Raw genomic sequence first — 14015 nt, 5'->3', positions numbered from 1 at the left:
CCACCTTCCTGCGGCGCTACTTCGACGAGACGATGTTTCCCCAGAAGGCGCGCAAGCTCTCGTCGACGCCGAACAACGAGCTGAAGATCGTGGTGTCCGCCATGAGCACATCACCGGCCCGATCACCGCTCGGCGGCATCCACAGGAACATGTTGAACTCGGTGTTGCCGGCCTCGGTGAACGGGTGTGGCTTGGACATGTCGATCGGCTGCCTGCCCAGCACATGGATGACGTTCGGATCGTCGGTGGTCACCGCGTAGTGCGGTAGGTGCATGTGGAAGTTGAAGTGGGTCACCCCTGCCAACCAGCCCTTGGTGTCCAGATCCCGGACAACGGACAACGGGGTGATCTTTCCTGCTTCCCGCACCGCAGGACGCAACCCGTAGCGGTTCTCGACGGGCACCCCGAGCCCTTCCATCAAGGACCGGGTGTACCTGCCGAACCGTTGCTGGCGCGGCACCAAGGCGTCGCCGTGATGGTGGTACTCCATGTCGCGCACGGCCAGGTCGTCCGATGCCCCGACATCGTGATGCGGCCCCAGGACCAGGCAGGTCCCTTCCCGGGTGAGGAACCGCCGCAGCGCCTCGATCTCCTCGGGTGCGGCATCCTGCCCAGTGATCATGTGATCCAGCCCCCACACGAACAACGTGTCGGTATCCGCCAGCACCCGCTCATCCAGCGGAGTATGGAAACCGGCTTGATCGACGCGTTGGTACACGGGTACGGCGTATCCGGTGGCCTCTTCGACGAACTGCTGGAACGGCAGCCAGCCCCAGAAGAACAGTTCCAGTCCTCCTGATATGCCCTGCTGGAACCGGAGCGGGTCGGACCACTGTGGCTCCTCATAGGCCGGCCAGGTCACGCGCCGCACTTCGGTCATCGTGGAGAACCGGTTGTCGAGCTCGGCCGGGTTTCTGCCGGCCTCGGCCGGATAGCTCCACGAAACGTATACGCTCAATCGCCGCCGACCAGGGGCATACGGGCGCGGCGCATGATTCTGGTTGTACGTGCGTGCACTCCTGAACTCGTCCATCTCATCTCCGAACAGGTCATGCGGGTGAACTCACTGCAGCCGATCGAGCACCTCCGATGAACTCACTGCAGCCGATCGAGCACCTCCGATGAACTCACTGCAGCTGATCGAGCATCTCCGACAGAGCGCCCTTGATCCGCAAAGCCTTCTTGATCTCGTCGGCGGTGAAGTACGGATACTCCCCGTACTCGATGAAGCTCGGGCACTGGTGCTCACGGACGAACCTGACAAACGCGTCAGGGTTGGTCTTCCAGTCCTCGGGGAACCCCTCCAGGTTCTCGAAGGCCGTGTTCACCCCCGCCTGCGAGAAGAGCGCGATGGCGTCTTCGGTGTACTTGTCGAAGTCGGTGTCGAAGATCCCCTGGTACATGAATCGCGTGTCGTCGTCGAAGAGCACCCAGCGCAGGTAGTGCAGCTTGAGCGGGGCGAGGATATGCGGATCGGCTTCCAGCGCCTTGGCGAGCGTGTAACCGTAGTCGCGGATGGTGCCGGCCCGGCCGGGCTTGACCCTCGCGATGATGGTGAACCCGTAGCACGCGGGCGTCTTCGGAAAGATGGGACCGTATTTCCCCTGTTCGAGGTGGTCGGTCTCCTTGGGGATGACGACTGCTTGTGGCGTGATCTCCATACCTGTCCCTTCCGTCACTTAGCCCGGGGGAAAGGCCAAAGCTGCCTAACTGTGGAATTATCGCACAGTGCGATCGATGAGTAATGAGGGGGCAGATGGTCACTCATGTACCGCCGCATCTGTTCTGCGGTGTGGCCGACCTGCTGTGGACCGTCTCCCGCCGGCCCTGTAACGGCACATGCGAGGTCCGGTCCGAGAGCCTCGCCCGGACCGGACCTCCGCTGTTCAGGCCCTACTTCAGCAGCTGGCGGGCCATCACCACGCGCTGGATCTGGTTGGTGCCCTCGTAGATCTGGGTGATCTTGGCATCGCGCATCATGCGCTCGACCGGGTAGTCCCTGGTGTAGCCGTACCCGCCGAGGAGCTGGACGGCGTCGGTGGTGATCTCCATGGCGGCGTCGGAGGCGGCGCACTTGGCGGCGCTGGAGATGAAGGTGAGGTCGGCCTGAGGCTCGCCGTGCATGGCACGCTCGGACTTGGCGGCGGCGACGTAGGTGAGCTGGCGGGCGGCCTCCAGCTTCATCGCCATGTCGGCGACCATGAACTGGACGCCCTGGAAGTCGGCGACGGCCTTGCCGAACTGCTTGCGCTCCTTGATGTAGCCGATCGCGTAGTCCAGCGCGCCCTGGGCGATGCCGAGCGCCTGGGCGGCGATGGTGATGCGGGTGTGGTCCAGGGTGGCCAGGGCGGTCTTGAAACCGGTGCCGGGGTCGCCGATCATCCGGGAGGCGGGAATCCGCACGTTCTCCAGGATGACCTGGCGGGTCGGGGAGCCCTTGATGCCGAGCTTGCGCTCCTTGGCACCGAAGCTGACGCCCTCGTCGGCCTTCTCCACGACGAACGCGGAGATGCCCTTGGCCCCGACGCCCGGCTCGGTGACGGCCATCACCGTGTAGTAGTCCGACACACCGGCGTTGGTGATCCACATCTTGGCGCCGTTGAGCACGTAGTGGTCGCCGTCCGCGACCGCGCGGGTCTTCATGGCGGCGGCGTCGCTGCCCGCCTCCGCCTCCGACAGGGCGTACGAGAACATCCCGTCACCCCGCGCGACCGGTGGAAGGTACTGCTGCTTGAGCTCCTCGGAGGCCGACAGCAGCAGCGGGACGGTCCCGAGTTTGTTGACGGCGGGGATCAGTGAGGACGAGGCGCAGGCCCGCGCCACCTCCTCGATGACGATGACCGTCGCGAGCGCGTCGGCACCGGCGCCGCCGTACTCCTCGGGAATGTGCACGGCGTGCAGGTCCGCCGCGACGAGGGCCTTGTATACGTCCGAGGGGAACTCCCCGGTCTCGTCGGCCTCGGCGGCGCGAGGGGCGATCTTCTCGTCGGCGAGGGCGCGGACCGTCTCGCGGAGCATCTGGTGCTCCTCGGGTAGTGCGTAGAGAGGGTAGCTCATAGGGAAATAGTAGGACGTCCAACAAACGCTGGAGCGCTCCACCCCATGTGGTATACCCCTCCACGTTTACGCAGGTGGCAAAGTGGAAGTGTTAGATGCCGATACTCTGGCGGCAAATAATCGGGCAGAACCGAAAGGAGCACCAGTGGCCTACCGCCTGACGATGGTGGGAACCGGATACCTCGGTGCGACGACGTCCGCCTGCATGGCCGAGCTGGGCTTCGAAGTCCTCAGCCTCGACGTGGACGCGGAGAAGATCGGCCGCCTACAGGCCGGCGACCTGCCCATCTACGAACCGGGCCTGCAGGAGATGCTGCGGCGCAACCTGGCCAACGGGCGGCTGCGCTTCACCACCTCGTACGAGGAGGCCGCGGCCTTCGGAGACGTGCACTTCCTGTGCCTGGGCACCCCCCAGAAGCCGGGAGAGTACGCGGCGGACGTGTCCTATCTGGACGCCGCGATCGAGTCACTGGCCCCTCACCTGAGGCGCGAGTGCCTGGTCGTCGGCAAGTCCACGGTTCCGGTCGGCACCGCCCAGCGCCTGGCCGACAAACTCGCACAGCTGGCCCCCATCGGCGCGGGCGCCGAGCTGGCGTGGAACCCCGAGTTCCTCCGCGAGGGCTTCGCGGTGAAGGACACCCTGCACCCCGATCGGATCGTGCTCGGCGTCGCCTCCGACAGGGCGGAGAAGGTCATGCGGGAGGTGTACGCCTCCATGCTGGAGATGGACATCCCGATGGTGATCACCGACTATCCCACGGCCGAGCTGGTCAAAGTGGCCGCCAACGCCTTCCTCGCCACGAAGATCTCCTTCATCAACGCGATGGCCGAGGTCTGCGAGGCCGCGCACGCCGACGTCAAGCAGCTCTCCCTGGCGCTCTCCTTCGACGACCGCATCGGCGGCAAGTTCCTCAACCCCGGGCTCGGCTTCGGCGGCGGCTGCCTGCCCAAGGACATCCGCGCCTTCATGGCCCGCGCCGGAGAACTCGGCGCCGACCAGGCGCTGACCTTCCTGCGCGAGGTGGACGCGATCAACATGCGCCGCCGGGCCCGCATGGTCGACCTGGCCCGCGAGCTGGCCGGAGGCTCCTTCCGCAACTGCACCGTCGCCGTGCTCGGCGCCGCGTTCAAGCCCAACTCCGACGACATCCGCGACTCCCCCGCCCTGGATGTCGCCGTCAAGATCAGCGAGCAGGGCGGCCGGGTCACCGTCTACGACCCCGTCGCTCAGGAGAACGCCCGCCGGGCCCACCCCGGGCTCTCCTACGGCATCTCCGCCCTGGAGGCGGCCAGGGACGCCCACGTGGTGCTGCTGCTGACCGAGTGGCAGGAGTTCATCACCATGGATCCCGAGGAGCTGGGCTCCGTCGTGGCCTCCCGCAAGATCGTCGACGGCCGCAACGCCCTCGACGCCGAAACCTGGCGAGCCTCAGGCTGGCACTACCGCGCACTCGGCCGCCCCTGACCGCACTGTTCCTCCGCCCTTGCGTCGGTCACCGGGAGGATCCTCAGAGTGGGAGTACGGCGCGAACCGTCTCCGAACACGGCGACGGGTTCCCGGCATGTGCCGGGAACCCGTTCGAATGCGCGTTGACCGTCCGGGAACCTCGTCGACCGTCCGGGAACCTCGCCGCTCCGCACCGTGCCGCGCTCACCACCACCAGTCCCAGTAACGCCTGCGCCAGCGGCGGCGACGCCAGCGGCGCCTCCAGCGACAGCATTCGGCCCGGCCCGCCCCAGGAAAGATCATGTTGAAGTTCATAAGCCCTCCTCATGTCAATCCTCCGAATCCACCAATAATCACAATATTCGCCATATCCACACAAGCTCATAAAAACACCCCCAATTTAGTATAAGAATACTTTTGGGGAATATTGTGTTTTCAAAAAACACGCGGTCGATCTCACGCGCATGGCCGGCCCCCTCAGGCCCGGCTTTCACGACCGATCGGACATTTGCCCAGGTCAGAGCGGGATATCCGGATTCCGGAGGCACGGGTCGCGGGAGCGTCTCCCCCTTCAAGGCCAGGGAAAAGAATCGCACTGGAGGAGCCAGGCAGGACCCGGACACACAGACCCGGAAGGCCAGATTGGCCTCCATGCGGACATCGGCCACGTCGCCGAAGAAGTCGGTGAGGAAGAAGTACAGGCCCGGCCACCCGGACCGGAAAGACCGGGCCGGGACCGGCCGCCATGGACCGCCGAACGAAAAGACCCCCGTCCCGGACGGGGGTCTTCAGGCCTGACTCCGTCAGTTGTCGAACTCGCCGAGCTTCACGCCGCCGACGAAGGCGTCCCACTCCGAGCGGGTGAAGAACAGCTTCGGGCCGTCCGGGTTCCTGGAGTCGCGCAGCACGTAGAGCGGACCGCCCCTCGTCGAGGTCGTCGACCGTGGTCACACTCACCTCGGACGGGCCGCGCGGCAACAGTGATCCGGTCCGGGGCGGGTGGTCGCCTTGGGGGAACATGAGGGTCGTGTGCGCGAAGTGAGCCGAGGTTCCCAGATATGGTGAAACCGCTCGACAAGCATGAGGGGGAAGACCGTGAAGCAGCCGCCCGAACTGAGGCCATTGATCGACAACTCCGCCGACGTACGATCCCCGGCGCAGTACGCCGACGAGCAGGCGATGGGCGAGATCTCCGGGACCATATCGGGAATCGAAGATGCCATCCGGCGTGCGGACGCGGCGCGCAAGAATGTCAGTCGCACGGTAGACAATCCCAACCTGGTGGTCGCACTCGACACGGCGATCAACAGATTGGAAGCGATCCGCAAGGAGCTGTTCCAGTCCACCTACTTCGGGGGCGACCAGCAGCGGATGTTCTGATGCCAGGAGGCGGCGTTGCGCAGTGGTGAAGAGATCCAGTCCGCCCTACGGGACTTCGTCTCTCGCTGGAAGGACTTCCAGGGCACCGAGCGGTCGGAGGCCCAGACCTTTCTGAACGATCTCTTCGCCTGCTACGGCAGCGATCGCAGAGCGGTCGGCGCCACGCTTGAGGACAACCAGTCCTCGCAGGGCTTCATGGACCTCTACTGGCGCGACGTCTGCATCATCGAGATGAAGGCTCCTGGACAGGCCGGCCGTCTCGACCAGCACCGCCCACAGGCCCTGACCTACTGGCGGGAGTCGTCCGACTCCGACACCAACCGCCCGGCGCCACCCTACGTGGTCCTCTGCGCCTTCCACCGCTTCGAGGTATGGGAGCCTGGGCGCTATCCGAAGGCTCCTCGGGCGGTCCTGTCGCTCGACGAGCTTCCCGACAAGTACGAAACCCTGCTGTTCCTCGCCGGTCCTAGCGAAGAGCCGATCTTCGACATCGCCGACCGGAGCCTGACCACCCAGGCCGCCACCACCATGGCGAAGCTTTACCAGAGCATGGTGTCCCGGCAGGCGGCCTCACGGGAGAAGATCGGCGCGTTCGTCCTCCAGACCGTCTGGGTCATGTTCGCCGAAGACTGCGGGATGCTCCGGGGACATGCCATGGAGCACCTCGCGAGGGCAGTGCTCGACCATCCGAAGGTGTGGAACACCTACATCACCCTGGGAAGCCTGTTCGACGCTCTCGGCGACCCCGACTACCGGCCCCGTACCAGCCTCCTCAAGGGGACCCAGTACGCGGGCGGCGACCTTTTCGCCAGACCCGCCAAGATCGACCTGGTGGAGGGGGAGCTGAGGATCCTTCTCGAAGCGTGCGGATACGACTGGCGAGAGGTCAACCCCACGATCTTCGGTTCCCTCATGGAGGGTTTCCTCAGCAACGAGGGGCGCCACGAGCTCGGTGCGCACTACACCCACGAGTCGGACATCATGAAGATCGTCCGCCCTGTGATCGTACGGCCGTGGACCGAGCGGATCGAGGCGACGACGACCCCGGCCGAGGCCCGGCAGGTGCTCGACGAGCTGTGCGAGTTCCGAATCCTCGATCCCGCCTGTGGCTGCGGCAATTTCCTCTACGTCGCCTACCGTGAGCTGCGCGCCCTGGAGTACGAGCTCAAGCAGCGGATGGTGCGCCTGGCCGACGAGACCGGGCTTCCGGTGCCACCTGGCGTTCCGCCGTATGTTCCGCTGCGCAACATGCTTGGCATCGAGGTGAACGGCGTCGCCGTCCAGATCGCCCGCCTCACCCTGTGGATGGGCCAGCGGCAGATGATCGAGAGATTCGGCCATGCTGAGAATCCCCTGCCGCTGCCCGAGCTTCCCGGTATCCAGCGCAACGACGCATTGCGCGTGACCTGGCCGGAGGCCGACTGTGTGATCGGCAACCCACCGTTCCTGGGCTCTCAGCAGCTCCGCGCCTCGCTGGGCGACGAGACGATGAAGTGGCTGCAACGGACCTTCAAGACCGGCATCAAGGACTACTGCGTCTACTGGTTCCGTAAGACCCACGACCATCTGAAGCCGGGCCAGCGCGCGGGCCTCGTCGGCACCAACTCGATCTCCCAGAACCGGGCGCGATCGGCCAGCCTGGAATACATCACCGCTCATGGCGGCGTGATCACCGATGCGGTCTCGACCCAGAAATGGCCAGGCGAGGCCAAGGTCCATGTCAGCCTGGCCTCCTGGGTCAAGCGCCCGCAGTCCCCACCGGCCGAATTTTTGCTTGATGGTCAGCCGGTGTCGGGGATCACCGCCGAGTTGCGTTCGACGGAAGATTCCACTGGGGAGGCACAAATACTTGCCTCAAGCAAAGGCTACTGTTTCCAAGGACCGATCCCCAATGGGGACTTTATTCTTTCGGACCATGAGGCAGAAACAATTCTTTCTGACAAAAAGGCCGACTATCGGGAAGTTGTTCGCCCGTACCTTATTGGCGACGACATCGCCCATGACCCCAAGCAGCACCCCCGCCGTTGGATCATTGACTTCGGACAACGCCCTCTGGAGCAGGTGCTCAAGTACCCCTCTGCCGAAAAAATCGTTCGCGAGCGAGTAAAATCTTTTCGGGAAACCAAAACTGACAAGCGCCTTCGCGAGCTGTGGTGGCAGTTCGAGCGTCCCCGCGTCGACATGCGCAATTCACTGGACGGCAAGAGCCGCTACATAACAGGTATTCGCGTGGGTAAGCGGCCGCTGTTCTCATGGACAGACGCATGGACTTGCCCCAGCGATCTCACGAATGTGTTCGCCTTCGATGATGACTGCACAATGGGAATTCTCTCATCATCTGCGCATGCCGCATGGGCATGGGCTAGATCATCGACGCTGAAAGGCGACATCCGCTACACCCCGACCACGGTGTTCATGACCTTTCCCTGGCCGGATCCGATCAGTGGGGAGATCAGGGAACGGATCGCGCAGGCGGCGCAGAAAATGGTCAAGCGGCGGCAGGAGATCTGCGCGGCGGAGAACTTCGGGCTGACACGGCTCTACAACCTGGTCGATGAAGGTGCCTACGCCGACCTCAAGGCGCTTCATCGGGAGCTGGACGAGGCTGTTGCCACCGCGTACGGCTGGCCGAAGAACGTGGCCCAAAATCCTGACGAGATCGTCAGCCGACTGCTCCAGCTCAACAAGGAGATCGCCACCGGTCAGCGCCCGTACGAGCCGTTCGGCTCCCGGGACGACCAGGGCACGCTGGACATCGGAGTCTGAGCGTTTTCCGGTGCGATGTGTGTCTTCACCACGATGACGACACACATCGCACCGGCTCTGAATGCTTCCTCTGGGCCACCAGGAGGCACCCGGAATATGTCCGATCAAGCCCCGGACATCCCTCAGAGCCGGGAGCCGAGGCCCCCGGCTCCCGGCTCTGTCAGTTGTCGAACTCGCCGAGCTTCACGCCGCCGACGAAGGCGTCCCACTCCGAGCGGGTGAAGAACAGCTTCGGGCCGTCCGGGTTCCTGGAGTCGCGCAGCACGTAGAGCGGACCGGCTCCGGCCTTGTGCCCCTCGTCGAGGTCGTCGATCACGGCCACCTCGACACAGTCCTCACCGCTGTCGCCCCCCGGAGCCGCCTTGCGCCAGACGGCATTGCTCAGGTCCGCGTCCATGTGTCCATCACCTTCGTCAAGAGGTCGATGCCCGCTCGCGGGGGCAGGGCCTCCGTGCGGAGCTCTTCAAAACGGGTGCAGATCCAAGCGACGTCTCGGGGATGGTCGGTGACATGCCCTTCGACGGCGCGGTCCACATACACAGTATCCGGACCGCCCCGGCAGGTCTCCAATATCGGTACCGCTCCCAGACCTCGTATAAAAACGCGTGGAAAGCCTCGCCTGGACGGCCGGAGAGCCTTCGGACAGCCCGCCGGCAGCCAGGAGTCCCCGTCACCGGATGAGCTCCCGGAGGGGTTCGACGCTCGGGTCGTCGACGTCCGCGTGGTAGTCGTCGGCCGAGGTCTCGTCGCGACCCGCCGGCCGTTTCGCCGCGCGGAACGCGAAGGTGGCGGCCACGCTGACGACCGCGTTCAGTACGCAGGCGGTCAGGGCGATGTAGCCGAGACGGCCGTCGCCTATGACCGGGATCTCCGCGAGCGATCCACTGAAGTGCCTGCCGGTTCCGGGGTTGACGATGCCGTAGGCGGTGACGGTGCCGTATGCCATGCCGAACGCCCAGCCGATGAGCAGCGCTCCGGGGTGGAACCAGCGGGTGTAGAGCCCGACCACGATCGCCGGGAAGGTCTGCAGGATCCAGATTCCGCCGAGGAGCTGGAAGTCCAGCGCGAACTTCCTGTCGAGGAACAGCACGAAGACCAGCGCCCCGAACTTGACGAGAAGGGAGGCTACCTTGGAGACGCGCAGCTCCTCCTGGGAGCTCGCGCCCGGCCTGATGAATTCGCGATAGACGTTACGGCTGAAGAGGTTGGCGGCGGCGATGGACATGATCGCGGCGGGTACGAGTGCGCTGATGACTATGGTGGCCAGGGCGATGCCGGTGAACCAGCTCGGGAACAGGTCCGCGAAGAGCTGCGGGATCACGAGTTGGGGGTTGAACTGACCGTCCACGCCGACAGGGCGCGTACCGGCCGCGATCGCGAAGAAGCCGAGCAGGGCGAACAGGCCGAGAACCAGCGTGAAGGCCGGCAGAAGTGCGGCGTTGCGGCGCACGACGTCGCGGCTTCTTGTCGCGAGCACGGTGGTGACCGTGTGGGGGTACACCACCAGTGCCATCGCCGACCCGAGAGCCAGCGTGGCGTACGGCCAGAAGCCGCTCTCTCCCGGAATGAAGACCCCGGTGGGCCGCCCCGTCTTCGGGTCGGGCGCCGCCATCTTCTCCTGGGCCGAGGCGAAGATCGCCTCGAAGCCGCCCAGCCGATGGAGCAGCACGACGAACGCGGCCGTCACGACGAGGCACAGCAGAAATGCCTTCAGGACCGCGATGAGCGCGGGTGCCCGGAGCCCGCTGACGTAGGTGAAGGCGGCCAGCACGGTGAAGGCGACGGCGAGAGGCAGGTCGTTGATGAGGGGGTTGCTGCTCCCGAGGCCGAGCACCTCGAACACGGCCTGGATCCCCACCAGTTGCAGCGCGATGTAGGGCAGGGTGGCCAGCAGTCCGGTCAGGGCCACCGCCAGCGCGAGCCCCCTGCTCCGGTAGCGGCCGCGCACGAAGTCGGCGGGAGTGACATAGCCGTGACGATGGGCCACCGACCACAGGCGTGGCATGACAATGAAGATCAACGGATACACGATGATGGTGTAGGGGACGGCGAAGAAGCCGCTCACCGCGCCCGAGGCGAACATCGCCGCCGGTATCGCGATGAACGTGTAGGCCGTGTAGATGTTGCCGCCCAGGAGCAGCCACGAGGAGAGGGTGCCGAAGCCCCGGTCGGCCAGCCCCCACTGGTCCAGCGCGTTCACGGTGCCCGTGATGTGGCGGCCCTTCCTGCCCTGGACCGCGGCGAACCCCATGAAAGTGACGATCAGAAAGAAGATCACGAGGACCGTGAGAGCGGTCATGTCGATGTCGTCTCGGTTCATCGGAGTCTCTCTCCGCGCTCTCCCCGATCGGCGCGGCCTCCGCGGTCGGCGTGGTCTCCGTGATCGGCGCGGCCTCCCCGATCAGCGCGGCCTCCGTGATCGGCGCGGCCTCCGCGGTCGGCGTGGTCTCCGTGATCGGCGCGGCCTCCCCGATCAGCGCGGCCTCCGTGATCGGCGTGGTCTCCGCGGTCGGCGTGCTCTCCGCGATCGGCGGGCCGGTGCGCGCCGGTGCGCGCCGGGCGGGTGGGGCGGGTGGGGCGGGTGGGGGTCGTATGGAGGTAGGCACACCAGGTGAGGCCGGCGGACAGGAAAACCCACAGGAACTGGTACCAGTAGAAGAATGGGAAGCCGAGCAGCCGTGGCTCCGCACCCGCGTAACCTCCGACCCAGAGCAGCGCCGGGAAGGGCATCCACAGCGCCACGGTGCTCAGCTTCGCCCAGGGGCTTGAGGTCCTGGACCTGACCGGCCGGGCCGGCGGTGACGATGGAGCTGCCACGTCGTCTCCTGAAGTGTCGTCGTCTCCCCCGAGGTAGGACAGGACGCCGGCCCCCTCCAGCCCGCTCACCCTAATGTGGTGGGCGAACGGGCGGGAGGGGCCGGCGAGGATGGCGCGGATACGGTGACGGATCCCGCCTCAGCAGCACCGGATGCCGGGACTCTTCTCCCGCAGGTCGGATCGGCGCCGCTCGAACTCCCGCCGTGATGGCGGCGGCGAGTGCGAATGGGATCGGTGCTGGGCGAGGTACCGGTCGTATTCACCGGAACCGGTGAGTTCGCGCAGGTACCAGCGGGCGAAGCGCAGCAGTGCAGCCACGGTCATGATCGCTCGCTGTCCGCTCCGTTGTTCCCCGCCCCCACCTCGGCCAGCTCGCGCCGTTCCGCCGCGGTGGCGAACAACCCTGCGGGTGCCACGATGCTGGATTCGACGTAGGGCGCCTCTGCCGTCGACAGGAGGTCACGGGACCGTATCGCGCGCCGGCACACGACCACGGCGTTGACGAGGACGATGATGACCAGCAGCGCGAACATCGCCGCCAGCACGCCGTCTACGGTGGAGTTGACGACGACCGCCTGCATGTCGTCGAGGTTCTTGGCGGGCGCGATCACCTTCCCCTCGGCCAGCGCGTCGGCGTACCGCTCCCGCTGGGCGAAGAAGCCGATCTTGGGGTCATCGTGGAATACCTTCTGCCAGCTGGCGGTCAGCGTCACCGCCAGGTCCCAGGCCAGCGGTATGCCGGTGACCCACGCCCACTTGAGCTTGCCTGACTTGATCAGGAGCGTGGTGCAGAGGGTCAGCGCGATCGCGGCCAGCAACTGGTTGGCGATGCCGAACAGCGGGAAGAGCTGGTTGATGCCACCCAGCGGGTTGGTGACACCGGTGTAAAGGAAGTAGCCCCAGGCCAGCACGACCGCCGCGCTGGTGCCCCACAGGCCGGGCTTCCAGCTGACACGCCCGATCGGCTTCCAGATGTTGCCGAGCATGTCCTGCAACATGAAACGTCCGACACGCGTGCCCGCGTCCACGGTGGTCAGGATGAACAGCGCCTCAAACATGATCGCGAAGTGGTACCAGAAGGCCTTGAGGGCCGCGCCGCCGAAGACTCCGGACAGGATCTCCGAGATCCCCACGGCGAACGTGGGTGCCCCGCCCGTACGAGCGATCACGCTGCTCTCCTGGACCGCCGCCGCCGCGGCGCGCAGATCGTCCGGGGTGATGGTGAAGCCCAGTTTCGCCACGGCGGCGGCGGCGCTTTCCGGCGAGGTGCCGAGCAGACCCGCGGGAGCGTTCATCGCGTAGTACAGACCGGGGTCCAGCACGCAGGCGGCGATCAGCGCCATGATGGCGACGAACGACTCCATGAGCATCGCACCGTAGCCGATCAGACGGACCTGCGACTCCTTCTGGATCATCTTCGGGGTGGTACCGGAGGCGATGAGCGAGTGGAAGCCCGAGAGGGCGCCGCACGCGATGGTGATGAAGAGGAACGGGAACAGCGACCCGGCGAACACCGGTCCGGTACCGCTGACGGCGAACTTGGTGATCGCCTCGTTCTGCAACGGGGGCGCCACGATGATCACACCGACCGCGAGCAACCCGATCGTCCCGACCTTCATGAACGTCGACAGGTAGTCACGTGGGGCCAACAGCATCCACACCGGCAGGACGGAGGCCAGGAACCCGTAGATCACCAGGCAGATGACAAGGGTCTGCGGGCTGAGGGTGAAGGCGTCCGCCCAGGCCGACTCCTGGACCCAGCTGCCGCCCACGATGGCCAGCAGCAGGAGCACGACCCCGATGACCGTGGTCTCCATGACCCGCCCCGGCCGCAGAACGCGCTGGTAGAAGCCCATGAAAAGGGCGATGGGGATGGTCATCGCGATGGAGAACGTGCCCCAGGGCGACTGCGCGAGGGCGCTGACCACGACCAGGGCGAGGACCGCGAGCAGGATGATCATGATGGCGAACACCGCGATCAGCGCGGCGGCGCCGCCGATCGGGCCGATCTCGTCCCGGACCATCTGGCCGAGGCTCTTGCCGTCGCGGCGCATCGAGAAGAACAGGGTGACCATGTCCTGGACCGCCCCGGCCACGATGACCCCGACGATGATCCAGATGGTCCCCGGCAGGTATCCCATCTGCGCGGCGAGGACCGGGCCCACCAGCGGCCCGGCACCGGCGATGGCGGCGAAGTGGTGGCCGAGCAGCACCCGCCGGTCGGTCGGTTGGTAGTCGATCCCGTTGTCCAGCCGTTCGCCGGGAGTCGCGCGGCGGTCGTCGACGCCGAGCACCCGGCGGGCGATGAACCGGGAGTAGAACCGGTAGGCGATCGCGTACGAACCGAGGGCGGCGGCCACCAGCCAGATCGCCGAGATCTCCTCTCCTTGGGACAGGGCGATGACCCCCCAGGCGGCCGCGCCCACCAGGGCGACCGTCGTCCATATGAGTATCGACTTGGGAGTCGACCTCGATTTCGTGGTGCCGGTTTCGGACATGGGTGTGATCCTCCTGAACTCAGGGCATGGCAGAACAGCTCGGTACTACA

At 65.8% G+C, this 14015-nt stretch carries 13 protein-coding genes; 3 read left to right on the top strand and 10 right to left on the bottom strand.

The window, feature by feature from the left end:
- Positions 1 to 16: 16 nt before the first annotated feature.
- The 3 genes from OG884_RS22990 to OG884_RS22980 form a co-directional block, all read right to left on the bottom strand.
- Entirely contained in the window at positions 17 to 958 is a 942-nt protein-coding gene (locus OG884_RS22990; RefSeq protein ID WP_326636016.1) for a hypothetical protein, read from the bottom strand.
- 169 nt (positions 959 to 1127) lie between these two features.
- The gene (locus OG884_RS22985; RefSeq protein ID WP_326636014.1) at positions 1128 to 1661 is read right to left on the bottom strand and encodes a hypothetical protein; all 534 of its coding nucleotides are present in this window, start codon (positions 1659 to 1661) and stop codon (positions 1128 to 1130) included.
- Positions 1662 to 1893: 232 nt separating this feature from the next.
- Positions 1894 to 3057 (bottom strand): acyl-CoA dehydrogenase family protein, encoded by a 1164-nt coding sequence (locus tag OG884_RS22980; RefSeq protein WP_326636011.1) that lies wholly within the window; start codon positions 3055 to 3057, stop codon positions 1894 to 1896.
- A gap of 163 nt (positions 3058 to 3220) precedes the next feature.
- On the opposite strand from OG884_RS22980, the gene OG884_RS22975 reads away from it, so the two are divergent.
- A complete protein-coding gene (locus tag OG884_RS22975) occupies positions 3221 to 4522 on the top strand; it encodes a UDP-glucose dehydrogenase family protein (RefSeq protein ID WP_326646970.1) in 1302 nt (433 codons plus the stop codon).
- A gap of 785 nt (positions 4523 to 5307) precedes the next feature.
- On the opposite strand, the gene OG884_RS22970 is transcribed toward OG884_RS22975, so the two are convergent.
- On the bottom strand, positions 5308 to 5412 hold the full coding sequence (locus OG884_RS22970) for a DUF397 domain-containing protein (protein WP_442811508.1): 105 nt from the start codon (positions 5410 to 5412) through the stop codon (positions 5308 to 5310).
- A 187-nt stretch (positions 5413 to 5599) separates the two neighbouring features.
- Between OG884_RS22970 and OG884_RS22965 the strand changes: the two genes are divergently transcribed.
- Positions 5600 to 5884 carry a hypothetical protein gene (locus OG884_RS22965; RefSeq protein WP_326636010.1) on the top strand — a complete coding sequence of 95 codons (285 nt, stop codon included), beginning with the start codon at positions 5600 to 5602 and terminating at the stop codon, positions 5882 to 5884.
- Positions 5885 to 5899: 15 nt separating this feature from the next.
- Positions 5900 to 8650, top strand: a complete 2751-nt coding sequence (locus tag OG884_RS22960) for a DNA methyltransferase (protein WP_326636008.1) — start codon at positions 5900 to 5902, stop codon at positions 8648 to 8650.
- Positions 8651 to 8810: 160 nt separating this feature from the next.
- Here the strand turns inward: OG884_RS22960 and OG884_RS22955 are convergent, their stop codons facing one another.
- The 6 genes from OG884_RS22955 to OG884_RS22935 all read right to left on the bottom strand — a co-directional run bounded on the left by OG884_RS22955 (position 8811) and on the right by OG884_RS22935 (position 13965).
- Positions 8811 to 9047 (bottom strand): DUF397 domain-containing protein, encoded by a 237-nt coding sequence (locus OG884_RS22955; protein WP_326636007.1) that lies wholly within the window; start codon positions 9045 to 9047, stop codon positions 8811 to 8813.
- On the bottom strand, positions 9032 to 9220 hold the full coding sequence (locus OG884_RS37585) for a Scr1 family TA system antitoxin-like transcriptional regulator (RefSeq protein WP_442811507.1): 189 nt from the start codon (positions 9218 to 9220) through the stop codon (positions 9032 to 9034). Before OG884_RS37585 ends, OG884_RS22955 begins: the two co-directional genes overlap by 16 nt.
- Before the next feature lie 100 nt (positions 9221 to 9320).
- On the bottom strand, positions 9321 to 10970 hold the full coding sequence (gene mctP, locus OG884_RS22950; protein ID WP_326636006.1) for a monocarboxylate uptake permease MctP: 1650 nt from the start codon (positions 10968 to 10970) through the stop codon (positions 9321 to 9323).
- On the bottom strand, positions 10967 to 11380 hold the full coding sequence (locus OG884_RS37580) for a DUF3311 domain-containing protein (RefSeq protein WP_442811739.1): 414 nt from the start codon (positions 11378 to 11380) through the stop codon (positions 10967 to 10969). The genes mctP and OG884_RS37580 overlap by 4 nt, the downstream gene beginning before the upstream one ends.
- 225 nt (positions 11381 to 11605) lie before the next feature.
- Positions 11606 to 11791, bottom strand: a complete 186-nt coding sequence (locus tag OG884_RS22940) for a CstA-like transporter-associated (seleno)protein (RefSeq protein ID WP_326636003.1) — start codon at positions 11789 to 11791, stop codon at positions 11606 to 11608.
- On the bottom strand, positions 11788 to 13965 hold the full coding sequence (locus OG884_RS22935; protein WP_326636001.1) for a carbon starvation CstA family protein: 2178 nt from the start codon (positions 13963 to 13965) through the stop codon (positions 11788 to 11790). The genes OG884_RS22940 and OG884_RS22935 overlap by 4 nt, the downstream gene beginning before the upstream one ends.
- Positions 13966 to 14015: the final 50 nt, after the last annotated feature.

Source organism: Streptosporangium sp. NBC_01755 (assembly GCF_035917995.1).
In the GTDB taxonomy this organism is placed as follows: Bacteria; Actinomycetota; Actinomycetes; order Streptosporangiales; family Streptosporangiaceae; genus Streptosporangium.
Note: the sequence above shows the minus strand (reverse complement) of the source record. Positions and strands in the feature narration are given on the sequence as shown.

Coding starts and splice junctions, on each gene's coding strand:
- OG884_RS22985 (WP_326636014.1), bottom strand. CDS start 1,661: ATGGAGATCACGCCACAAGCAGTCGTCATCCCCAAGGAGACCGACCAC.
- OG884_RS22980 (WP_326636011.1), bottom strand. CDS start 3,057: ATGAGCTACCCTCTCTACGCACTACCCGAGGAGCACCAGATGCTCCGC.
- OG884_RS22975 (WP_326646970.1), top strand. CDS start 3,221: ATGGTGGGAACCGGATACCTCGGTGCGACGACGTCCGCCTGCATGGCC.
- OG884_RS22955 (WP_326636007.1), bottom strand. CDS start 9,047: ATGGACGCGGACCTGAGCAATGCCGTCTGGCGCAAGGCGGCTCCGGGG.
- mctP (WP_326636006.1), bottom strand. CDS start 10,970: ATGAACCGAGACGACATCGACATGACCGCTCTCACGGTCCTCGTGATC.
- OG884_RS37580 (WP_442811739.1), bottom strand. CDS start 11,380: ATGCCCTTCCCGGCGCTGCTCTGGGTCGGAGGTTACGCGGGTGCGGAG.
- OG884_RS22940 (WP_326636003.1), bottom strand. CDS start 11,791: ATGACCGTGGCTGCACTGCTGCGCTTCGCCCGCTGGTACCTGCGCGAA.
- OG884_RS22935 (WP_326636001.1), bottom strand. CDS start 13,965: ATGTCCGAAACCGGCACCACGAAATCGAGGTCGACTCCCAAGTCGATA.